Genomic DNA, 22147 nt, shown 5'->3' with positions numbered 1-22147 from the left:
TCCCGGATTGCCTAAATCATCTGCTTGGCATACGATCTGCAATACAACGTATTGGGAAGTCTGGAGACAATCATGGAAATTGGCGCTTACAGCTTTGGCGACACCCCACTGAACACGGACGGAACGCCGCGGTCGACGGGGGAGGGAATCCGCAAGCTGTTTGAGGCCATCGTCCATGCCGACCTGGCCGGCCTGGACTACTTTGGCGTGGGCGAACACCACACCGTGTCCATGCCGGCCTCCTCGCCCGGAGCCATGCTGGCCGCAGCCGCGGCCGCCACCACGAACATCGTGCTCGGCAGCGCGGCCAGCATCATCAGCACCGACGACCCCGTCCGGGTCTTCCAGCAGTTTGCCACGGCGGATGCCATTTCCGGCGGCGGCCGGATTGAGATCACGGCGGGCCGGGGCTCGTCGGTAGAGACGTTCCCACTGTTCGGCTTCAACCTGGCCGACTATGACCAGCTTTACTCCGAAAAGCTTGAGCTGCTCATGGCCATCAACAACGCGGAAACCGAAAATGTCAGCTGGAGCGGCACAGTCCGTCCAGGCATTGACAACCTGGCCGTGGTCCCGCGGCCCGTGCGCGGGAAGCTGCCGCTGTGGATCGCCACCGGCGGCAGCCCGGCCTCGTCCGCCAGGGCAGGCCGCCTGGGCCTGCCGGTTTCCTACGGGATCATTGGCGGGGCGCCGCACAGGTTTGCTCCGCTGGCCGAGCTGTACCGGAATGCGGCAGCCCAGGCGGGCCACACAGGCGATGACACCAAGGTCTCCGTTGCCGCGCTGGGCCTCGTGGCGCCCACCAAAAAGGAGGCGCTGGAGCGGTTTTATCCGGGCTGGTACAACATGAACCTGGAGATGGGCCGCCTTCGCGGCTGGCCTGCCCCGGACAAGGGCGCCTATCAGGCGCAGGCCGACGCCCCCGGCGCCTACTATGTGGGCGGCCCCGACGAAGTGGCAGAGCGGATCGTCCACCTGCACGGCTACCTGGGCCACATGCGCCACTTCCTGCAGGCCGACATTGGCGGCCTGCCCCAGGAACACCTGCTGGAGTCCATCACGCTGCTGGCCACAGAGGTCAAGCCGCGCGTGGAGCGCCTGCTCGCCAAAAAGTAGCGCGCCCGGCTCTCGAAAAGTACCCAGGGACGGGGACGCGACGGCGGGACCGCCCGTTCTTCAGTTGGGGTGGCAGTCGGCTCCTGAATTTTCACGTGTGCTGGTGCTGGCGTCCAAATGGCAGTTGTAACGACCGGTCCAGCAGCTAACACCAGCTCCAACGACTAACACCAGCTCAAACGTCATGGCACCCGTGAAGCCGCTGCGGTAACCTCCGTGCAAACAAGGCAGCGAGGTCGGACGTCACTATCCCGAACCTCGGCGGCGTCTCCCAGGACCCAGGACCTTATCGTGGCGGCTAGGCGAAGGCGCTCTGGCCGGTGATGTCGCGGCCGATCAGCAGCGTCTGGACGCTTTCGGTGCCCTCGTAGGTGTGGATCGACTCGATGTCCAGCAGGTGGCGGACCACATGGTTTTCCAGCAGTATCCCGTTGCCGCCGAGCATGTCCCGGGCCGTCGAGGCGATCTGGCGGGCCTTGCGCGTGTTGTTGTACTTGGCCATCGACGCCTGGGTGGGCCTCAACTTCCCGGCGGCATCCAGCGTGGCCGCCTGCACGCACATGAGCTGCATGCCCGTCAGCTCGGCAAGCATCTGGGTGAGCCGTTCCTGCACCAGCTGGAACTTGGCCAGCGGCTTGCCAAACTGGATGCGCTGGTTCGCGTAGTTCAGCGCGGCCTCGTACACTGCCGTCGCATGCCCCAACGCCGACCATGCCACGCCGAGCCGGGTGGCCACCAGCACCTTGGAGGTGTCCTTGAAGGTGTGGCTGCCCGGCAGCACGTTCGACGCCGGAATCCTCACCTCGTTCAGCTTGATGCGGGCCTGGAAGATGGCCCGCAGCGACGCCTTGCCCGTGATCGTCTCGGCCTCGTATCCGGGAGTGTCCTGCTCCACCAGGAAGCCGCGCACCCCGCCGTCGTCCACCCTGGCCCACACCACGGTCACGCCGCCGATGGAGCCGTTGCCAATCCATTTCTTCTCACCGTTGAGGACCCACTCGCCGCCGTCCAGGCGGGCCGTGGTGGTGAGCCCTACGGAGTCCGAGCCGTGGTCCGGTTCCGTCAGGGCAAAGGCCCCGTATTCCTCGCCGCGGGCCAGCGGGCCCATCCAGCGTTCCTTTTGTTCGTCCGAGCCGAAGCAGGCGATCGAACGCAGCGCCAGCCCGCCCTGGACCGCGATGACCGTCCCCAGCGAGCCGTCGATGCGCGAGACCTCCATGTTGACCAGGCCTGCCGCCATGGGCGACATGCGTTCGAGCCCGGGCACCTCGATGCCGTCCGTCAGCAGGTTCAATTCACCCATGCGCTTGACCAGGTGCAGCGGGTAGTCGGCCCGGTCCCAGTAGTCGTTCATCTGCGGCAGGGCCTCGGCACTCAGGCTGCGGGCGCGCGCCCACACCATCCGGTCCGCCTCGGGCAATTGGGCGAAGGCGGCAAAGTAGTCGGTGTCGAGCGGTTCGCTGACGTCATAGTCGGGCATGGGGGCATCCTTGGCTTGCGGGGGTTTCGTCTCCCGCCAGTTTGCCGTGGAACTGAATGTCACGTCAAATGAAACTGAGGTTCAGTGGGTGCCGGCGTCCAGCGCCTGTTGCACCGCCCGTGCGATCTCCGCGGCGGGGGTTGCGCGGGAAAACACGGCAACCACGACGTCGTCAGGTGCCCCCTGTGCCCCGGGTGGCGCTTCAGTCGGCGGGGCAGCGCCCGCCGGATCGGCCGTGGCAGGCTTTGGGCTGCCCGTGGCAGGGCCGGATCCGGCTGGCTTTGGACGCGCTGCGGCGCCGTCGGACGTGGGAGCGCCAGCTGCGGCGCCGCCGGACGGGGGGCCCGAATGATTCTGGCCTGATTCCACCGGATCGTCGAGAACCCCGAAAAGCCGGCGGACGCCGTCGAGCGCGTCATGCACCTGGACTTCGGTCACGGGATGCGCGCCGCGCATGAACTCGCGCAGCAGGTAGTTGTGCGTCGCGATTACGGCGGCGGCGAACCGGACCGAAACCAGCGGATCCAACCCCGGCACGAACGCACGCAGGTGGGCGTCGAAGAGGCGTTCATATCGGAAGACCGTGACCAGTTCCTTGTCGCGCAGGGCCGGGTGGGCGTTTACCACGGTGTAGCGCTGTCCGGCCAGGGCGCCTTCGGCGGCGAAGTGCGAAAAAACCAGTTCGGCGGCCTGGCAGACGGCCAGCCAGGGGTCGGCGTGCGGCCGGTCCAGCAGCTTGCGCGCCCGTTCCAGCAGGGCGGCGTGGTCGGCGAACACCACGTCCTCCTTGGAGCCGAACTGCCGGAAGAACGTGCTGCGGGAAACCCCGGCCGCGGCGGCGATCTGGTCGACGCTGGTGGCCTCAAAGCCCTGCTCGGCAAACAACTCCAGGGCTATGCGGGCCACTGCCGATTGGAACGGTTCCGGCTCGACGGCCGTGCCGGGAATTGGTGCCTTCATGCCCTCCACCTTAGCGCGCAGCCATCCGGCGGCCCGGCCCTTGACAGCCGTCTTCCGCGGTGGACACCATGGCATCAGGCGTTGCGCCGGGGGTGGAGGAGACAGCCATGGTTCATGATGCGAGTGTCGAAGGTCCGTCCGGCTTGTCCACCGGACAGCTCGATGCGCTGCGACCGTACGTGGTGGAACTGCAGGACGGCAAGTTCGCCACGACCGCCGAGCTGAATACCACGGCCGCCGACGTCGACGCCATTTTCAGCACGCACCTGCCGGCCTTCATCGACGCCCGCGGGGGAGGACCGGTGCCAGTGGTGTTCTGGGCCCATGGTGGACTGGTCAGCGAGGCCGCCGCCCTGGCCGCGGCGCGGCGGAACATCCCATGGTGGCTGGCCAACGGCATCTACCCCATCCAGTTTGTCTGGCACTCCGGGCTGTGGGCCACGCTCGGGGACCTCATTGCCGCCTGTGTCGCCGAGATGGTGGCCGCGCCGGACGCTCCCCGCGCCGTCGACCTGCCCTGGACCAACTTCACCGACGGCTTGATCGAGGGCGCGTTGCGGGCCACCGGCGGCCCGGATGTTTGGCGTGCCATGAAGGACAACGCCCGGCTGGGGTCCGAGCCCGGCGGGGGCGCGGCCTACGTGGCGGGGGCCGTCCAAATCTTCATGGCGGCCCGCCCCGGGGCCGCCACACTGCACGCGGCCGGGTTCAGCGCCGGGGCAAACTTCCATCGGCATTTTGTCCCCGCGGTCGTCGGGCGCGGCGGGCGTCCCGGCCCGAGCTTCGAAAGCTGCAGCCTGTTGGTTCCCGCACTGGGCACCGACGCGTTCAAGGACGGGCTGGAACCGCTCATTGGCTCCGGCATCAAGCGGCTGGCCATGTTTGGCATGAAGGAGGAGCTGGCGCTGGCCGACAACTGCTTTGGCGTGTACCGCAAGTCCGTCCTGTACCTGGTCCGGGGGGCGCTGGACGCCGAGCCGGATACCCCCATCCTCGGCCTGCAGCAGTGCGTGCGCGCAGACCGGGAGCTGGCCAGGCTATTCGACCCCGCCACCGGCACGGCCGACGCCGTTTGGTCCGTGGAGACCACCGGCCCCTTGGACTCCCGCAGCGTCGCCACGCACCACATGGCCTTCGACGACGACGTCCCCACCATGGACAGCGTGGCCCGGCGCATCGCGGGCAGGGACAACATCGTCTCCTACGGCACCACACAGCACGACGGCGTCTTGGCGGCGGTTCGCAACGCGGCCAGGTGACACTCCCGGAGTCTCCCGCTCAATGTTCGGGGGAGGGGTGCCCGAGACAGGCTGGCAGAAGGCATTTTTTTGGTCGGAACGGTCATCGCCCGGCGCCTCGCCGCCGTTAGTGTGAGGTGACAATCCGCCGTCGTTGGGAGCCACAATGAACGCTGACCGCACCACCGTCACCCGAAGCCGCTCCTGATGGCAGTACTCGATGTTGCCTTGATCGTGCTGCTCACCATTGCGGGGCTGCTCTTTTTGCTATTGCAGTCCTGGCTGGCCGCCACGGTGGTGCGGCGCGTGGTGGGAGTGCCCATCGGGTGGCCCCGCTCCATAGCCGTCGGCTTCGTCATGAGCGCAGCCATGAGGCCTGACCGTGCAGTACCTCTACCGTGCCGGAACAGGCCAGAACACCAACGGGCTGAACGTGGCCCCCGCCGTGGCGGTCTTGTTCCCGGTTCTGTCTGTCGGCTGGATCTTTGCCTTGGGAGTGGGCGCCCTGGTGTTCATCGAGGCGGCCTTCCCCACCGGGACCCTGCCCGGGTTCGCCACGCTGTTCACGGGATGGAATGCGCGGCGGCGGCGCGCCTGCTGGTACACGGACATCGTCTCGATTGCCGTCCGGCACGGACTCGGTTCCCGCCTGCGCGGCTTCGGCCAGGGCGGCGGCCCTGAGCGCGAGGCGAAAACGGCCCGCGCCCTTCGGGATGCACTCAATGAAGCCGGGGTCACGTTCGTCAAGTTGGGCCAGATGCTTTCCACCCGGCGCGACCTGCTGCCGGGGGCCTACATCCGCGAACTGGAGACGCTGCAAAGCAATGCGACAGTGGAGTCGTGGGAGACGATCGCGGCAGCCGTTGAGGAACGGCTGGGACGCCCGCTACCGGAGGTTTTCAGCGAGGTGGACCAGGTGCCGCTGGCCGCAGCGTCCGTGGCCCAGGTCCACCGGGCTGTGCTGCTGGACGGGACACCGGTGGTCATCAAGGTCCAGCGGCCCGGCGCCCTGGACCAGGTCAACCTTGACATGGACATCATCATCCGACTGGCCCGGTGGCTCAACAGGACCACACCCTGGGGGAGGTCGCTGGGTGTGCACCAGCTGGCGCAGGGCTTTGCCGGGTCCCTGGCGGAAGAACTGGACTACACGGTGGAGCTGGAGAACATGCGCAGCATTGAGCATGCGCTGGAGTCCTCGGGACGGTTCGCCGTGACGGTCCCGCACGCCTATGCGGAGTTCTCCGGCGAGCCGCTGCTCGTCATGAACCAGCTGCCCGGCCTCCCCATCAGTTCAGCCAGCCGGCAGCTGGGAGAACTCACCGCCGTCGAACGTTCCGAACTGGCTGCAACACTGCTTGGGGCCACGTTGCAACAGATCATTTCCGACGGCGTCTTCCACGCCGACCTGCATGCCGGCAACATCTTCATCACCCCGGAGGGGAAGCTGGGTCTGCTGGACTTTGGTGCCGTGGGCAGGCTCGACCCGGCCACGCAGTCGGCACTGGGCATGATGCTGTATTCCATCGACAAGAATGACAGTGCCGGAGCCACCGATGCGCTTATTGAGCTGCTGGACCGTCCCGACGACCTCGACGCGCGGGCCGTGGAACGCTCGCTGGGGCAGCTGCTCACCCGCTTCCGCACCGGGTTCCGCGCCGGCGGGAGCCAAAAGATGTTTGGTGAGCTGTTTGCCCTGGTGATTGCGCACAGGTTCTCCGTCCCTCCCCAGATCGGCGCCGCATTCCGTGCCCTCGCAGCCGTCGAGGGCACGCTGCTGGTCATTGACCCCGGCATGGACCTGGTGGCGGCCGCGCGGTCCGAGGTCAGCCGGCTGATGAGCGGGAAGATGGGCCTTGGCAGCGTCAAGGACGAACTTGAGCAGCGCATGATGGCGCTGCTGCCGCTGCTCAACCGCCTGCCGCGCCGGATCAACAACATTAGCGAAGACCTGGAGCACGGGCGCTTTTCAATGAACGTGCGCGTCCTCGCCCATCCGGCCGACCGCCGCTACCTCACCGGACTTTTCCAACAGCTGGTGGTTGCCGTGCTGGCGGGGGCGGCTGTGCTGGGCGCCATCATGTTGATCACCAGCAACGAGGGTCCGCTGCTGACGGGGGAAGTCCACCTTTACGGCGTTTTTGGCTTTGCCCTGCTCTTTGGCGGCTTTGTCCTGGGCATGCGTGCCCTGATGATGGTCTTCAAGCGCGACGGCGGGGACTGACGGGCCGCTCTCCGTGACCGGCGGCGGTGGTTCCTTTTGGGCGTCGGGTTCCGGGGGGCCCGGGCCTGTCGTCCTGCGGCTGCCTAGAATCCGGGAAGCGTGGGTACATCCGCAAAGAGTTCGGCGGCATCGTCCGGGGCGTCTTGGAGGATGAAGGCTTCAACGGGAGGCTCGCCCATGGCGACGAGCAGCTCGTTGATTGAGATCTGCCCGTCGATCTCCTGGGAAATTTCAGGGTCCATGAATAAAGCGTACGGTTGGCCGCAGTGGGGGCGCCGCTGGACACGCCCGCACGGACCGGCTCCCGGACGATGAGTGGCTGGGGAGGTGCAGGGGCGCCGATCCGGTGATTTGCTTCCGGCCGGCCACCCGCGGATTACCGCAATGGCCCCCGGGGCCGCAGAGGGCGGCCGCTGACTACCTGTTCTGGCCCGAACCCGGCTGCCGGCTGAGGTATCCGTTAATCTGAAGAGGCGTGACCAAGGCAAGAGCGGGGGCGTCCAGGTTCTTGAATTCATCGCGCTTGTGCCGGCGCAGCAACACCCTGATGCGTCCGCGGCACGGCGTAGGGGCCATCGCCGGGTGCCAATCGAGGGGTGCCAATGGGCAGGCACCGCTCCCCGGCAAGCGCTTGGGGAGATCCCATTCCAAGCGTACGGAACAACTTCTCCGGCGGAACTGGCGGCTCAACTGATGAAGCTGACGTCCTCCGTTGTGGCCACTGCCGCAGTGCGTCCGGGCGCGTCCTGGAACTGCCAATACAGGTTGGTGTGGGCGATGACGGCCTCTGTCGGCGGCGCGCCCCACTGGCTCTTGTCCCCGGCCGTGTGGGCGTCGCCCACCAGCGTCACATCATAGCCGCGCGTGAACGCGCCGTGGATGGTGGAGCGGATGCACGCATCCGTTTCGGCGCCAGCCACCACCAGCCGGCCCACGCCGGCCTTGGCCAGGACCTCCTCCAGGTCCGTGGCCTCGAACGAGTCGCCGTAGGACTTGGCCACCAGGGGTTCCTCCTGCCGGCGGACCAGTTCCGGGACGTATTTCCAGGCCTCGCTGCCCTTCTGAAGTTCCTCGTCGGAATGCTGGACCCAAATCACCGGGGTGCCCGCGCCGCGCGCCTTATCCACGAGGGATCTGATATTGGCAACGACGGCGTCGCGCCCGTAGGCCTCATCCACCACGCCATTTTGTACGTCGATGACGATCAGTGCGGTGTTGGGTCGATCCGGAAGCGTTGTCATGGCGCCTCTCCCTTGGTGGCCGGATGGGGATTTCTTCCAGATTCCAGCCTAGTCTTGCCGCGGAGTGCGCGCCACAGTGCCCGGGAGGAAAGGGCTTGGCTGTGTTCCTGCCTGGAGTATTGCGGGCACTTCACACACGCGAGAGCAGCCCGCCCAGCGGCGCCGGAACATGATCCAGGTCCAGCCCGTCAACCAGGAAGCGCGCATAACTGATCTTGCGCCCGCTGTGGGTTCCCATGAAACGCCGGAGCTGCCGCTCAACGGACCGGCCCCGCTGGGCGGGCTGGTTCTGGAAAAGGCGGAAGGAACGCCGGTCACCGTGGGCTGTCACAATCCGTTCGACTGATGACGCCCCCAAGGTACGAATCAATTCGTCCTCAAGGTCCGCGACGCACACCGAAAAGCCGAGCCGCCGCAGTTCCGTGCGGCTGGAGCAGAGGCCAAGGCCCACCCGCTCCAAACCGCGCATGAAATAGCGTTCCTCGCCCGCATCACAGAGACCGGCCAGTTTCAAGCCAAGACCCGCAGGGCCGAGCAGGTCCAGAAACCTGCCAATGCTTGTAGCCCCTCCCAAGGGGACGACGGCGACTCCCTCGGCGTCAAGGGTCCGGCCCATTCGTGCAGCAAGGGCTTCGATCGCAGCGGCATCGCTGGCACCTTCAACGAGAACCACCGTTTGGACGCCCACCGCAAGTTCCCGGGCAGTCGACGCGGCATGCGCAGCGCCGGCTGCCCACTCAGTGACGGCCGAGCGGAACTGCATCGTCGTCTCCACGGGTCCCCCTGCCTTCTTGAATGTCTCTCAGGATTAGCTGGTGGGCGCGTATTTGACGGACGCCCCTGCCGGAGTTTCCATGAGTATACCCGCAGCAGGCCTGTGCCCGGCAAGTGCGGCCCGTCCGGCCCGGCGGACGGCCATGCGGTGGTTGATTCGCTCGCATCACGGGGCGGGCTGGCACAATGGCAGATACTTTCCGGGATCCACCGGTCCGGCACGGCACAGCCTGTAGGGTGCTTCGACCCCGGGTTTCGTCGTCAGCGTTTGGCGGCGTTTTGCCTGCGCCGCGCAGGGCCCGGAAAGATTGCGCGGCCTGGAAAGATTATTTTCAACGTCCAATGGGCCAGCAACAGCACACCGGCGGAAACCAGGAGGATGTTTGCAAGGGTCCAGCCTTGGTCATTGACGTGCCGCAGCGGGGGAATAATGATGCATAGCGCTACAATGATTCCGGCCCACTTTTGAATCTGGGCACTTCCCGTCTGCTCACCAGGGTCGCTTTCCATGGTTGCATTGTGCCAGGGCCGGGACGGAGGCACCACGGGGCGTGGAGGAGACGGCAAGGGAGTCGCCCATGTCAACAAGCCTGTAAAAACGAATGTAACGCCGCTCATGGTTGCCTGGAAGTCTGCTTGAATTGGCCATGGCCATTCCGACTTTTATGTTGCCGTTCGTCGTCCCGGTTCCAGGTATTGAACGACGCCGCGAGGGCGCCGTGGACATCTACCGGCCGGGTATTTCCGGGGACGGACTTCTGCCAGTGATCGTCTTCGTCCCCGGCGGCCCGATCCCACCCGAGATGCAGCCCCAGCCCCGTGATTGGCCGGTCTTTGCCGGTTACGCGTCTTTGGCCGCTGACAACGGGGCCATTGGAGTCATTGTGGACCACGGCCTGGATTCACCGGCCGCGTTCCCAGCGGCAGCGGATGTCATCACAGCCGCGGTGGAACTGGCCCGTGCACTTCCCGGGGCCGACCCGGAGCGGGTGGCATTGTGGTTCTTCTCCGGTTCGGGCTTGTTGGCCGCGGACTGGCTGCGGGACCCGCCACCGTGGCTGCGCGGCATCGCCGCAAGTTACCCGGTCATGGTGCCGCTGCCGGGCATGGAGGTTGATGGGCGGCTCCGTCCCATTGATGCCCTGGAAGGGGGAGTTGGCGTGCCGCTACTGGTGACCAGGGTCGGCCGGGAGCAGCCCGTCATTGCCTCGGCGGTGGACGCATTCATTGCCGCCGCGGAGAGGCAGGAATTGAACCTTGAGGTGATCGACGTCGTCGAAGGGCATCACAGTTTCGACATTCTGGACGACAGCGATGCGTCGCGGGCCGCCATTCAGCAGGCCATGGACTGGGTCAAGGCGGCCTTGCGCTCCTGACGGCGCTCATGATCGGTGCCTGCAACGTCCCGGCGATCCGGGCCCGTTTGGACGGGCCCGAACAGTCGGCGGCGGGTTGTTTAGGAAGTGGACCTGACCGTCCAGAAGTCGCTGGCCAGTGAATTGCTGAGCAGGTAGGGGTAGGGCATGGTGGCGTAGCCGGCCTTTCCCCAGCCGTCGCCCCAGGAATTGCGGATGGTGAACCGCTGGCTGGCGTCGTCGTAGCCGACGGCCACCACACAGTGCCCACCGAGGACCGTTTCACTGGCTCCGGGCATGGGGACAACGCCGGTCTTGGCCACGTCTGCGCTTTCAAAGCTGTCGTAGACGGTGAATCCGAAGACGATGGGGTAGCCGGAGGCCAGGCAACCCTTGAGCTGGCTGAGTGTCTGGCCGACGCGGGAGTAGGTGATGGCGCGGTGCTTCTTGGCGGCCGTGTAGCAGGCTGCCTTTGGCTTGGCCGTGAACTTGGCGATGTCATAGGGCCAGAGCGTCTCGGCGCAGGCCCCGGTGGTGGCGACGGTCTTGATGCCGTCGCGGATCTGTGCACCGGAGTCGGAATCCACGGTGCCTTCAATGACGCGCTCGTTGTAGTAGATGAACAGGCGCGACGGCGTGGAGCTGTCGGCAAGGCTTTCCTTGAGTGCGTCGAACTGGATGACACCGGCCACGCCGTTGCCGGTGCAGGAGCCCAGCTGGCCTTGGTCATAGACCGGCGGGCAGTGGGGGGTGAGGTCTGCGGCGGGCGGCAGGTTCGCCTGGACCGCATGCGGGGCAGCAAAGTGAAAATCGCGCTGGTCCGGCAGGTCGGGGATCCATCCGTACCGGGAGTTGGTTCTGGCCATGATTATGGTGCCTCCTCGCCCCGTGCCGTGGTCCGGTCGGACCGCCTACAGCATGGTTAAACATGAGGTTCCTCCCGGCCACGTTGCAAGTCAAGAGTTCGCAGGGATCCACCCCAAATCGGTGCCACCGGAGGGAAACCGCACTAACGTAAGTCTGGACAGCCCAAGTGGCGCCGCAGTTCAACTAAGGAGATGCGTAATGGACGAGTACCAGGTGCACCACAAAATTGAGGAACTGGTCAAAGCTGAACAGGACCTGCGCGATTCCGCCGCGGACCAGGCAAAACTGCCTGAGCGTGCGGCGCAGCTAAAAGCCATCGAGGTCCAGCTGGACCAGTGCTGGGACCTGCTGCGCCAGCGGCAGGCGAAAGTCCATGCCGGGGACAGTCCCGACGACGCGCAGGTGCGCTCTGCCAGCGAAGTTGAAGGATACAGGCAATAACCGCCGTCGACTTTGTGGCAGGTGCCCCTGTCACACCCAACCTGGACGTCAACTGGATCCACGGCAGCCGGTCCCGGAACGCGGCCGCCGAGCCGCTGATCCAGGTCCACCGGCACGACGAACACAGCTTCATCCCGCGACAAAGCAAAGCATCCAGCTATGAGGCGCCCTTCCTGTACCTGCTTTTCGGCAACAGCCGGGCGCTGCTGTTGGACACGGGCGCCACCGCCGATCCCACGCGCTTCCCGCTGCGGGCAACCGTGGACTCGATCGTCGTCCAGTGGCTGGCCGCGCACCCGAGAGCCGGTTACGGGTTGGTGGTGGCGCACACCCACGGGCACGGTGACCACATCGCCGGGGACGGACAGTTTGCCGGCCGGCCGGATACCGAGGTGGTCGGCGCAGCCGCCGCGGCCGTGTGCGGATGGTTCGGGTTCACCGGGGACTGCGTCCCCGTAAACGTTGACCTGGGCGGACGGGTACTCGACGTCATTCCGACGCCCGGCCACCAGGAAGCGGCCGTCACTATTTTTGATCCGTGGACCGGCTGGCTGCTCACGGGGGACACCGTGTACCGGGGCCGGCTATACGTCGAGGACATGGCTGCGTTCTCGGCGAGCCTTGACCTGATGGTGGACCTCGCCCGGACACGCCCGGTCACCTCGGTCATGGGCTGCCACATTGAAATGACCAACCGCGCGGGACATGACTATCCCTTGGGCACCCTTTTCCACCCGGACGAGCCGCCCCTGCAGATGAGTCTCCGGCAGCTCGCCGGGGTGCGGGAAGCTGCCCACGCGGTGGCAGCCCGCCCCGGTGGGCACCGCTTTGACGACTTCATCATCTTCAACGGCCCCTGCCGCGCCGCGTTCATCCGGCAGCGCCTGCGCCGGCTCGGCAACAGGCTGCGTGCAAGGTGACGGTGCGGTTCGACACCGTGGCGGGGCCGCGGCAGGATGGAACCATGCCGAACACGGATAAGCCGACCAGGCCCCAACAGCCCTGGGTAAAGAACTACCAGCCGGGCGTGCCGGCGGAAATTGAACTGCCCACGGAATCGCTAGTTGCCATGTTTGAACGTTCGGTGGCTGAAGCCGGCAGCCGGCCCGCGCTGGAATTCTTCGGGCGCCAAACGTCCTACCGGGAACTGGGCGAACAGGTAAACCGCGCCGCGGAGGGGCTGCGCAAACTCGCCGTGCGCGCCGGCGACCGGGTGGCCCTGGTCCTGCCGAACTGCCCCCAGCATGTCGTGGCCTTTTACGCGGTCCTGCGCCTGGGCGCCGTCGTCGTCGAGCACAACCCCCTGTACACCTCGGGCGAGCTGCGGCACCAGTTCGAGGACCACCGGGCGCGCGTTGCCATTGTCTGGGACAAGGCCGTGGCCGCGATCCGTGACTTTCCGGCCGACGTCGGGGTTGACCACGTAATCTCCGTCAACCTTTTGGCTGCGTTCCCGGCAGGCAAGCGCTTGGCCCTGTCGCTGCCGGTCAGGAAGCTGCGCGCCACCCGCGCCGCATTGACCGGGCCCGCGCCGGGCACCATGCCGTGGAAGGAACTGCTGGCCGGCGGCAACCTCGACACCGCGCACCCGCGCCCCGCGGTGGGGGACCTGGCCGTGATCGGTTACACCTCCGGAACCACGGGCCGGCCAAAGGGGGCCATGCTGAGCCATTTCAACCTCTATTCCAACGCCCTCCAGGGTGAGGCATGGATGCACGGGGCGCAGCTCGGCAAGGAAGTGCTGTATGCCATCCTGCCGATGTTCCATGCCTTCGGCATGACCCTGTACCTGACGTTCGGCATCCGCAAACAGGGCCTGCTGGTGCTGTTTCCCAAGTTTGACACCTCCCTGGTGCTGGCGGCCATGAAGAAGTCGCCCGCCACGGTCTACTGTGCGGTGCCTCCCATCTACGAACGCACGGCCATGGCCGCCAAGGAAATGGGCGTGTCCCTGCGGTCCTGCAAATTCTGCATTTCCGGTGCCATGAACCTGCCAGACCATGTGGTGGAGCTGTGGGAATCCGTGGCTGGGGGCCTGCTGGTGGAGGGATACGGCATGACCGAATCCTCCCCGGTGGCCCTGGGCAACCCCTTCCACCCCACGCGGCGCAACGGCACCATCGGCGTGCCGTTCCCGTCAACACTGATGAGGGTGGCCGACGTCGACGACCCCGCCGTTGACGTGGCGCAGGGACAGCCGGGCGAGCTGCTGCTCAAGGGTCCCCAGGTCTTCACGGGGTACTGGAACAACCCGGAGGAGAGCGCCAAGGCACTCACCGCGGACGGCTGGCTCCGAACCGGGGACATTGTGACCGTGGACCCTGACGGATTCACCACCATCGTGGACCGCGCGAAGGAGCTGGTCATCACGGGCGGCTTCAACGTCTCGCCCACCGAGGTGGAGAATGCACTGTGCCAACACCCGGCCGTGGCCGACGCCGCCGTCTTTGGCAAGCCGCTGGAGCGCGGCGGCGAAATGGTGGTTGCCGCCGTGCAGCTGGCACCCGGCGCTGAGCTGGACGAGTCCGCCTTGCGGGCGCACTGCCGGGAAAGGCTGGCCGGCTACAAGGTGCCCGCGCGCATTGTGCAGCTGCCGGACCTGCCCCGCTCCATGCTGGGGAAGATTCTCCGCAAGCAGGCCAGGGAGCAGGCGCTGCCGCTGCTTTGACGCTGCTCTGAAGCACGACGGCGCCCCGCGTCACCGGGCCTCCCTTGCCACCTGCTCCAGCTGGCTGCAGTACGCCTCCCACCAGCCTTCGTCCTGCTCCGGCAGGTTCTCGTTGCCCTGGCTCAGGCCGGCAGTTCCGTCGATGAGTTCGCGGACAATGTCGGCGTGCCCGGCGTGCCGGTGCGATTCGGCGATCATGTGAATGAGGATCTGGTGCAGGGTGACGTCCTGCCGCCCCGCCGTCCACCACGGCACCCGGCCGGGGGCGTCCAGCGGCAATGCGGCGATGGTGGCGTCGGCGTGGTCACGGGCCCGGCGGTACAGGCCGGTGATGAATTCCCGCGTTTCGCCGGGCGCGGCCCACATGTCCACGTTGTCGCCGTCATCCTCCGACCAGGGGCGAACGATGTCCGGCGTCCGGCCAAAGACGTCCCCAAAGTAGTCCAGTTCGCAACCGGCAAGGTGCTTGACCAGCCCCAGTAAATTTGTTCCGGTGGGCGTCAGCGGGCGGCGGATGTTGTAGTCGGACAGCCCGTCCAGCTTCCACAGCATGGCCTCGCGGGCAGTGTCGAGATAGCGGTGCAGAACTGCTTTCATATCAGATTCAGCCATGTCGGAATCCTACCGCCGCCACAACAGCCATCGTTGAGGCCGCTTCCGTCGAAGCCGGCGGTCGATCGCCAGACGCGGCCCAGGGGTGGTCCCGGGCTGAAACCTGCGGTGGGCGGCCCCGGGCTGAAACCTGCGGTGGGCGGCCCCGAATTTTGTGCGGCTGTGAAGCGCTGCCACTTTGAGGCTGCGCGGGCCCGGCTCCCAGCCCTGCGCCACTTGGCAAGTGGCGCAGCCCCCGGACCCAACCGTGCGCAGCCTCAAAGTGAAGTGAACCTGTGACGTGGGGCATTGACGGGGCCACCGGCTGGGTCCATGGTTGAGGGTACTGCCGTCTTCGCATTGGCCATCGATGTGGTGGCCGCACAGGCAGGCAGGGCAGGCGAGGCAAGGCCATCGGAGGCACCATGCAATGCAAACAAGAATAATGACGGCAGGCTCAGCAGCGCCACTTGAAGGGCCGTGCGCTTGAGCGCCGGCGCCGGCGCCGGAACCGGCGTCGGGGCCGGCGCGGGAACGGTGCTGACGTGGGTGAAGTCGTCGGTGGCCGGCCAGCGGGCGCTGCTCGCAGCCAAGACCGCCCTGGCGGTGGGCATCTCCTGGTTCCTGGCAATCCACCTGCCGGGCGGGGCCGGCAAGTACGCCTATTATGCGCCGCTGGGCGTTCTGGTGAGCATGTATCCCACTTTCATGGGTTCAGTCCGAACGGGGCTGCAGACGCTCGTGGGGTTGATACTGGGGATCCTTCTCGGCATCGGGGTACTCGCGTTGGGCAGCCCTAACATCATTTCAATCTCCGCCGCCGTGGGCCTGGGTGTGCTGCTGGCCGGCCTGCCCCGCCTGGGCGCAGGCCGGGACTATGTGCCCGTGGCCACGTTGCTGGTGTTGATCATTGGCGGCCGGAACGCGGACGATTTTTCCTTCGGGTATTCGGCCCAAATGGGAGTGGGCGTGCTTGTTGGCCTGGTCGTCAACGTCACGATTTTCCCGCCTTTGAACCTCGACGCCGCCCAGCTGCGAATTTCGCGCGGGCGCAATGTGCTCATCAGCCAGCTGGAGGACGCCGCCAAGGCCCTGGGGGAGAAATGGCCGCCGGAGCATGATGAGTGGGCGGACCGGCAACAGGTTCTGGCGGCCGCTGTCGGCGACATCCGGGGTGCCGTCCACGGGGCGCATGAGAGCCACAAGGCCAATCCGCGCGCCTACCGCCGTTCGCGGCAACTTCTTGTTGCCGAGGGCTTTGTTGACTTGGCCGTGCTGGAAAACATCACCTTTTACGTGCGCGACCTCACCGAGGTCCTGGCCGGCGCCATCTGGGGCAGCGCAGTTGACGTCCACCTTAAACCCGAGCTATGCGAGCCGATTGGCAACTGCCTGCAGGCAGTTGCCGACGTGTTGACGGCCTGGGAAGGGGCATCCGCTGACGAGGATACTTTCGACTGCGCCTCCGACTCCCTGAAGAAACTCACCTCCGCGCTGGGCGAGCACAGCGGCTCCGACGCCGCCGCACTCAACCCTGGCGCCGCTGTCGCACTGGATGTGCAGCGGATTCTCGTGGCATTGCGGCGCCGGCTCCTGCCTGGGGAGACTCCCAGCTGACCCGCTGTCCCGGTGCAGGGCGCACTGGGAAAGGGAACTCTGGCCTTGGCGCCCCCGGACTGCTTGACTTGTTCCATGAGATCAATATGGACAGGGTCCGTGGCTTTCGGTCTGGTCAACGTTCCCGTGAAAGCCCATGGCGCCACCGAGGACCACGATGTGGGGCTCCACCAGGTTCACGACGCGGACGGCGGCCGGATCCGGTACCAGCGCCGGTGTGAAGTCTGCGGGAAACAAATCGACTACGGGGACATCGACAAGGCTTACGACGACGGCGAACGCACTGTGGTCCTCACAGACGAAGACATGGAGTCGCTGCCGGCGGAAAAGAGCCGTGAGATTGAAGTGGTCCAGTTCGTGCCCAACGGCCAAATCGATCCGATCATGCTCGAGCGCAGCTACTACCTGGAACCGGATTCAAAATCGCCCAAGGCGTATGCCCTGCTGGTGCGGACCTTGGAAGAGACGGAATTGACGGCGGTGGTGAAGTTTGCGTTGCGGCAAAAGACACGGCTGGGTGTCCTTCGGGTTCGGGACAAGGTACTGGTCCTGCAGGGACTCCTGTGGAATGACGAGGTCCGCGAAGCCGATTTCCCTGCAGGTGGAAGCAAAACGAGGATCAGTGCGCAGGAGCTGAAGATGTCCTCTGCGTTGGTGGAACAATTCACGGGCGATTTCAAGCCCCGGGAATTTGAAGATGAGTATCAGCTCGAGCTGCGCGCGCTGATCGAGCAAAAGCTCGAACAGGGGGACTCGCTGGATACCGGGGAAACGTTTGGCGGCGGGGAAGACGGAAAGCGCGCAGCCGCCAAGAAATCCGGTTCGGGAGACGTGGTGGATTTGATGGAGGCACTGAAACGCAGTATCGAGAAGAAGCGCACAGGCACGACCCCGGCGAAGGGCTCAGGCGGGATCAAAAACCGAACCGCGCAGAAGACGGCGCGCAAAAAGGGAGCCTAGCGGCTGAATAAACGTCCCGGGGTTAATGCGGCGGGCGGCAGGGCGATGCCTGCGCCTGCCCATTCCTGCCCTGCATTTCCTGGGTGAGTGCCCGCTATCCTGCTTCGGGCTCCTCGGGGGCACCGCTGGATGACTGCTGGTCCATGGCGAAGAAGGAGATCTTGCCGTTGGGTTCAAGAACGGCCATGTCGATCTCGGAGCAATTTCGGAAGCCCTGGCCCCGTGCGGCACCCATGAGATCGTCGATTCCCAGCCGCTCGTGGCGCATGGCCTTAAGGTCCGGAACGCCGCCATGGAGGATGACCACCGGTGTGCCTTGGACGATTTTTCCGAGTTTCGGCCACCGCATGTTTGCGTAGGACAGGCCCACGGTGAACAGTGCCATGGTGCCCACGGCCATGACGGCGCCGGCGACCGAGTAGTCTCCCTGGGTGACCCCTTGCTGGACCAGGTCGCCCATGGTGATGAACAGAAGCAGCTCGAAGGAGCTCAGCTCACCCAGGGTGGACGGGCCCACAGCCCTGGTAATAAGCCACAGAATGATGAAGGCAACGGCAGATCGAATGACAATGTCCATCAGAGCACCAACCAAGTCTTGAGGGGAATGGTGGCAATGGTGTGCCCGCCCGTGGCGACCTGAACCTTGCCCGAGGCGCCGGTGTCGTTTCCGGTTTCCCAGTCGCCACGGAGGTTCAGGGTGAACTCCGCAGTGTTGGGTGGATCGTATTCCAGGCGGAGGTAACCGTCCGAATAGGATTCGCTCGCTGCGGCAGGGGAGATGTCGCCGACAGAAAAAGTATCCAAATACTCTTCAGGGATGGAAATCGTGACCGGTTCGCCGAGGGGCAACCCGTCCCGCAGATGGATGACCACTGAGTCTGGCATCCCGGCCCTGGCGGCGCGGGGGTAGTCGACGGTGACTGTCATACCGTTGGCAGTGACCGATTTGCTGGTGCCGGAACCAAAGACTTGCAAGAGCGCCAACAGGATAAACGCGCTGATAACAATCAGCACCACGCGGCGGGCGATGCGCCCGGGCAGGTCCGCGCATTTGTCGAGACGTTGTTCAAGGTGGAATCTTCGGTTGCCTTTTCTTTCGCGACGGTCATGGCCTCTCCTTGTTGGCTGGTCCGTCCTCACGTCGCACTTCAGCCGGATCCTTGTCCAGGCGCCAGCCGCGCCACACGGGCTGGCGAAGGCGTCCGGCACCGGTCCATTCGGCAAAGCTGACCTCGCCAACCAGCTTGGCAGTGACCCAGTGCGCGTCGTGGGAATCGGCGGCGGGCACGTCGGCAAACGGCGGCGTCTTTCGGCTCAGGCCCTGCAGGGAGCGCGCGAGTTCGGCAAGTTCCACGTCGCTAAAACCACTGCCCACCCGTCCTGCGTAGACCAGCTTGCCGTTACCATCGGGGATCCCCACCAGGAGTGATCCAATCGTTCCCCGGCGGTTTCCCTTGCCGTCGCGCCAGCCGCCCACCACCACTTCCTGGGTCCTGACGTGCTTGAATTTGACCCAGTTTTCCGTGCGGCGGCCCGAACGGTACGCGCTGTCGTGGCGTTTCGCGACGACGCCTTCGAGTCCCGTTTTCCGGCTCAATTCCATCGCATGCTGCAGTGAGCCCGTCATGATGGGGGAGAGCTGTACGCTGGCGGAGCTGGCCAATTGACGGGTCGCCTTTGCCCCGACGGCGTTTTTCCCGGCTGCCGGCAGGCCTGACAGCAATTCCTCCAGCAACCCGCGGCGTTGGGAGAACTCCCGGTCTACGGCCGAGGCACCGCCGATCTCCAGGACATCGAAGGCCATGTAATGCGTTGGCATGTGTTCGGCGGCCCGAATGATTTCGGCAGGCTTGAGAAGTTTCAGGCGCTTTTGCAGCAAACCGAAATCGGGGCGGCCGGAAGGGTTCAGCGCAACGATTTCCCCGTCCAAAATGGCCGAGTCCGCAGGGACGCTGAGCGCGATGGCCTGCACCAGCTCCGGGAAGCGGGCCGTGAGGTCCTTGCCGTTCCGGCTTGTGAGCTTCACAGTGTCGCCTTCCACCGTGGCAATCGCCCGGACACCATCCCACTTCATCTCCAGCGCCCACTGCTCAGGATCCTTCAGCTGTTCTACAGACCCGGTCGCCGCCAGCATGGGCGAATACGGACCCTCCAACGCGGGACCCCGTGCACCTGACCGGCCGTTGTGCCCTTCTTCGGACTGCTCCTTCATCACGTGAATGAGCCACTGCGATTTCGCTCCACTGTCGCCCTTGGTGTGGATGAGGGCGAGCCGGCGCGGGCCGCCGAGTCCGCCGTCGGGACGTCCCGTGAGTGTGGCGATGATTTCCTTGCCGTCGCGCCACTTCTCCAGTTCGTAAAATCCGCTGTCCCAGATGGTCACTTCACCGGCACCGTACTGGCCCCGCGGAATGGTGCCGGCGAAGCTGCCGTAGTCGAGCGGATGGTCTTCCGTCTGCACCGCCAGATGGTTCTTCCCGGGGTTGGTGGGCACGCCTTTGGGCAGCGCCCAGGACACCAGCACTCCGTCCCGTTCGAGCCGGAAGTCCCAATGCAGCGCGCGGGCATGGTGTTCCTGGATGACAAAGCTGTTTCCGGCTCCGGATTCCGTGCTGTCCTGGACCATCGGTTCCGGAGTCTTGCCCGGATCGCGCTTGGCCCGGTAGGAGGCCAGCAGTTCTGTCTGTGCCGCCGGCCCGGGAGCGTCATCGGTGGAATCCGGGGCGCCGTCGCCCGCTGCATTTTCGTTGACCGCGGCGAAAGGGTCACCGCGGCGTTTAAGCCGTTTGAGCGTGTTCTTGTAGTCCAGCTGGGTGAGTTTTCCGGTGGCAAGTTCGCGCCAGGTGCGCGGTACCGCCACCCATGGTTGTGTTCTGCCCCGCAGGGAGTACGGGGCCACGGTGGTTTTGTTGGCGTTGTTTTGGCTCCAGTCCACGAGTACCTTGCCGGGCCGCAGCGCCTTGGCCATGGTGGATACGACGAGCTTGGGGTGGTCAGCTTCCAGGGCGCGGGCCAGTTCATGGGCGACGTCGGATATTTCCTGGGAGCTGGCCGTTCCGTCGAGCGCGGCGTAGAGGTGGAGTCCCTTGCTGCCGCTGGTAACCGGGACCGCGTCCAGGCCCATGTCCGTAAGCAGGGGGCGGGACAGGAGGGCGACTTCGACGCATTCATGTAGGCCCGCGCCGTCGCCCGGGTCGAGGTCCAGGACCAGGCGGTCGGGGTTTTGTGGGTGGCCCTTGTGGTCAAATCGCCATTGCGGTACGTGGATTTCCAGGGTGGCGATTTGGGCCAGCCAGGTCAGGGTCGCCAGGTCGTTGAGGAGCGGGTAGTCGTTGTTGTGGTCCTTGTGCACCTGGGTGGCGCGGGGTACCCAGTCCGGGGTGGCGTCGTCGAGGTTCTTTTGGAAGAACATTTGGCCGGGTTTCTCCGGGGTGCCGACGCCGTTGACCCATCTTTTGCGGGTTGCCGGGCGGTCCCGTGCGGCGGCGATCAGATAGGGCGCCACCTCGGTGTAGTAGGCGAGGACGTCGGCCTTGGTGGTGCCCGTTTCGGGGTAGAGTACCTTGTCGAGATTGCTCAGGGAAAGACGGTGGCCACCGACCGTCACTTCCTGCCGCGTCCCCTTGGTCATGCCAGGTATCGCCCGCCGGTGACGACGATGATGGTCCCGGAGACATAAGTGCTGGCCGGGTCCGCGAGGTAGACGTAGGCGCCGGACAGTTCGGCGGGCTGTCCGGCCCGGCCCAAAGGGGTGTCCTGGCCGAAGTTCCTGATCTTCTCCTCCGGTTGCGTGGGTGGCTGCAGGGGTGCACGGATGGGACCGGGGGCGACGGCGTTGACCCGGATGTCCAGTTTCCTGAGGGTGTTCACGGTTTGGGCGATAAGCCGCTGGCAGAAAATTTCGTCGCGGAGGTCCCCCGGCAGGGCCAATGCTCGTTGGCCGGCTTCCTCGATCAGTTGCACGGTTTGCGCGGCGTCCCCGTCTTCCTCGGGCAGATAGGTGAATACCGCGTTCGCCCCTTCCCTCGCGTAGGCGATCGCGACGGCCCGCCCGATGCCCAAGTCCGCCCCCGTGATCAACGCCGTCAAGCCATCCAGTCGGTGATTGCCGACATGGCTGCCTTCGCCGTGGTCGGGGACCGGATCCATGGCTCCGGTCCAGCCGGGATAGTCCTGATCCTGGCCCGGAAAGGGGCCGGCCCCATAGGCTGTACGGGGATCGGTGATGCCCGTGGCGGGGTCTGTGCCCGGTGAACCGCCTGATGCGGGTTGGGACATGTCGGATCCTTTCCGTAGCTACTTGCGATACCTCGCAAGGAACGGTGAATCCCCTCAGGAATCTCCCTTGAGCGCCATCGTCGTCTCCGCCATTTATTCCATCTATTGAAAGGGTTTGTCATGGGGAATGCGACTTTTGCGGCCGCGGACGTGGTTGGGGAATGACCTTGTCGTGGTGCCGGTAGTTTGTACTCTAACGGGCCGCGGTGGCCCCTGCCACCCTTATTTACTGCACACAATTTCAGACAGGCGGACCGTGTGCGCGGGTGTCATCCAAGAGTGGATGCGTGCGCATTGCTGCCCGACGCTTGCGTCCGTGCGCCTCCGCCCTTAGCGT

Annotated in this window: 20 protein-coding genes; 9 read left to right on the top strand and 11 right to left on the bottom strand. The window is 65.5% G+C overall.

Features of this window, described 5'->3' with window-relative positions; all coding sequences use genetic code 11:
* Positions 1-72: 72 nt before the first annotated feature.
* Positions 73-1116, top strand: a complete 1044-nt coding sequence (locus CVV68_RS14190) for an LLM class flavin-dependent oxidoreductase (RefSeq protein ID WP_110501655.1) — start codon at positions 73-75, stop codon at positions 1114-1116.
* A 298-nt stretch (positions 1117-1414) separates the two neighbouring features.
* On the opposite strand, the gene CVV68_RS14185 is transcribed toward CVV68_RS14190, so the two are convergent.
* Both CVV68_RS14185 and CVV68_RS23940 read right to left on the bottom strand, forming a co-directional pair.
* The gene (locus tag CVV68_RS14185) at positions 1415-2596 is read right to left on the bottom strand and encodes an acyl-CoA dehydrogenase family protein (protein ID WP_110501654.1); all 1182 of its coding nucleotides are present in this window, start codon (positions 2594-2596) and stop codon (positions 1415-1417) included.
* Positions 2597-2677: 81 nt separating this feature from the next.
* Positions 2678-3556 carry a TetR/AcrR family transcriptional regulator gene (locus tag CVV68_RS23940; RefSeq protein ID WP_211320855.1) on the bottom strand — a complete coding sequence of 293 codons (879 nt, stop codon included), beginning with the start codon at positions 3554-3556 and terminating at the stop codon, positions 2678-2680.
* A gap of 107 nt (positions 3557-3663) precedes the next feature.
* Here CVV68_RS23940 and CVV68_RS14175 point away from each other — a divergent pair, with 107 nt between their 5' ends.
* Together CVV68_RS14175 and CVV68_RS14170 are read left to right on the top strand one after the other, a co-directional pair.
* Positions 3664-4815: a hypothetical protein gene (locus CVV68_RS14175; RefSeq protein WP_110501653.1), complete on the top strand. Its 1152-nt coding sequence runs from the start codon at positions 3664-3666 to the stop codon at positions 4813-4815.
* A gap of 361 nt (positions 4816-5176) precedes the next feature.
* The gene (locus tag CVV68_RS14170) at positions 5177-7018 is read left to right on the top strand and encodes an ABC1 kinase family protein (RefSeq protein ID WP_245933542.1); all 1842 of its coding nucleotides are present in this window, start codon (positions 5177-5179) and stop codon (positions 7016-7018) included.
* Positions 7019-7101: 83 nt separating this feature from the next.
* Here the strand turns inward: CVV68_RS14170 and CVV68_RS23530 are convergent, their stop codons facing one another.
* From CVV68_RS23530 to CVV68_RS14160, 3 genes are all read right to left on the bottom strand, one after another.
* On the bottom strand, positions 7102-7260 hold the full coding sequence (locus CVV68_RS23530) for a hypothetical protein (RefSeq protein WP_170133185.1): 159 nt from the start codon (positions 7258-7260) through the stop codon (positions 7102-7104).
* Positions 7261-7704: 444 nt separating this feature from the next.
* Positions 7705-8259, bottom strand: coding sequence for an isochorismatase family protein (locus tag CVV68_RS14165; protein ID WP_110501652.1), 555 nt, complete (start codon positions 8257-8259; stop codon positions 7705-7707).
* 130 nt (positions 8260-8389) lie between these two features.
* Complete coding sequence (locus CVV68_RS14160; RefSeq protein ID WP_110501651.1) at positions 8390-9034, bottom strand: TOPRIM nucleotidyl transferase/hydrolase domain-containing protein; 645 nt, start codon at positions 9032-9034, stop codon at positions 8390-8392.
* 646 nt (positions 9035-9680) lie between these two features.
* Between CVV68_RS14160 and CVV68_RS14150 the strand changes: the two genes are divergently transcribed.
* The gene (locus tag CVV68_RS14150; RefSeq protein WP_211320854.1) at positions 9681-10409 is read left to right on the top strand and encodes an alpha/beta hydrolase; all 729 of its coding nucleotides are present in this window, start codon (positions 9681-9683) and stop codon (positions 10407-10409) included.
* Positions 10410-10489: 80 nt separating this feature from the next.
* Here the strand turns inward: CVV68_RS14150 and CVV68_RS14145 are convergent, their stop codons facing one another.
* The gene (locus tag CVV68_RS14145) at positions 10490-11254 is read right to left on the bottom strand and encodes a C1 family peptidase (protein ID WP_110501649.1); all 765 of its coding nucleotides are present in this window, start codon (positions 11252-11254) and stop codon (positions 10490-10492) included.
* Between the two features lie 199 nt (positions 11255-11453).
* On the opposite strand from CVV68_RS14145, the gene CVV68_RS14140 reads away from it, so the two are divergent.
* The 3 genes from CVV68_RS14140 to CVV68_RS14130 are packed head-to-tail and all read left to right on the top strand — an operon-like array spanning position 11454 to position 14364.
* Positions 11454-11696 carry a DUF2630 family protein gene (locus CVV68_RS14140; RefSeq protein WP_110501648.1) on the top strand — a complete coding sequence of 81 codons (243 nt, stop codon included), beginning with the start codon at positions 11454-11456 and terminating at the stop codon, positions 11694-11696.
* 14 nt (positions 11697-11710) lie between these two features.
* A complete protein-coding gene (locus CVV68_RS14135; protein WP_245933541.1) occupies positions 11711-12616 on the top strand; it encodes an MBL fold metallo-hydrolase in 906 nt (301 codons plus the stop codon).
* 44 nt (positions 12617-12660) lie between these two features.
* Positions 12661-14364: a long-chain-fatty-acid--CoA ligase gene (locus CVV68_RS14130; RefSeq protein WP_110501646.1), complete on the top strand. Its 1704-nt coding sequence runs from the start codon at positions 12661-12663 to the stop codon at positions 14362-14364.
* 30 nt (positions 14365-14394) lie between these two features.
* Here CVV68_RS14130 and CVV68_RS14125 read toward each other — a convergent pair whose 3' ends face one another.
* Positions 14395-14976 carry a DinB family protein gene (locus tag CVV68_RS14125; protein WP_110501645.1) on the bottom strand — a complete coding sequence of 194 codons (582 nt, stop codon included), beginning with the start codon at positions 14974-14976 and terminating at the stop codon, positions 14395-14397.
* Between the two features lie 465 nt (positions 14977-15441).
* Between CVV68_RS14125 and CVV68_RS14120 the strand changes: the two genes are divergently transcribed.
* Complete coding sequence (locus CVV68_RS14120; RefSeq protein ID WP_170133184.1) at positions 15442-16572, top strand: aromatic acid exporter family protein; 1131 nt, start codon at positions 15442-15444, stop codon at positions 16570-16572.
* A 75-nt stretch (positions 16573-16647) separates the two neighbouring features.
* Positions 16648-17532: a non-homologous end joining protein Ku gene (ku, locus tag CVV68_RS14115; RefSeq protein ID WP_110501643.1), complete on the top strand. Its 885-nt coding sequence runs from the start codon at positions 16648-16650 to the stop codon at positions 17530-17532.
* 94 nt (positions 17533-17626) lie between these two features.
* Here ku and CVV68_RS14110 read toward each other — a convergent pair whose 3' ends face one another.
* Genes CVV68_RS14110 through CVV68_RS14095 form a run of 4 tightly spaced genes read right to left on the bottom strand, consistent with a single transcriptional unit; the run spans position 17627 to position 21810 of the window.
* The gene (locus CVV68_RS14110; RefSeq protein ID WP_110501642.1) at positions 17627-18109 is read right to left on the bottom strand and encodes a DUF421 domain-containing protein; all 483 of its coding nucleotides are present in this window, start codon (positions 18107-18109) and stop codon (positions 17627-17629) included.
* Positions 18109-18672 carry a hypothetical protein gene (locus CVV68_RS14105; RefSeq protein ID WP_146238905.1) on the bottom strand — a complete coding sequence of 188 codons (564 nt, stop codon included), beginning with the start codon at positions 18670-18672 and terminating at the stop codon, positions 18109-18111. The genes CVV68_RS14110 and CVV68_RS14105 overlap by 1 nt, the downstream gene beginning before the upstream one ends.
* On the bottom strand, positions 18638-21163 hold the full coding sequence (locus CVV68_RS14100; protein WP_110501640.1) for an ATP-dependent DNA ligase: 2526 nt from the start codon (positions 21161-21163) through the stop codon (positions 18638-18640). Before CVV68_RS14100 ends, CVV68_RS14105 begins: the two co-directional genes overlap by 35 nt.
* The gene (locus CVV68_RS14095) at positions 21160-21810 is read right to left on the bottom strand and encodes an SDR family oxidoreductase (protein WP_110501639.1); all 651 of its coding nucleotides are present in this window, start codon (positions 21808-21810) and stop codon (positions 21160-21162) included. The genes CVV68_RS14100 and CVV68_RS14095 overlap by 4 nt, the downstream gene beginning before the upstream one ends.
* Positions 21811-22147: the final 337 nt, after the last annotated feature.

Source organism: Arthrobacter livingstonensis, assembly GCF_003219815.1.
In the GTDB taxonomy this organism is placed as follows: domain Bacteria; phylum Actinomycetota; class Actinomycetes; order Actinomycetales; family Micrococcaceae; genus Specibacter; species Specibacter livingstonensis.
This window is presented reverse-complemented; position numbering and strand designations above follow the sequence as displayed.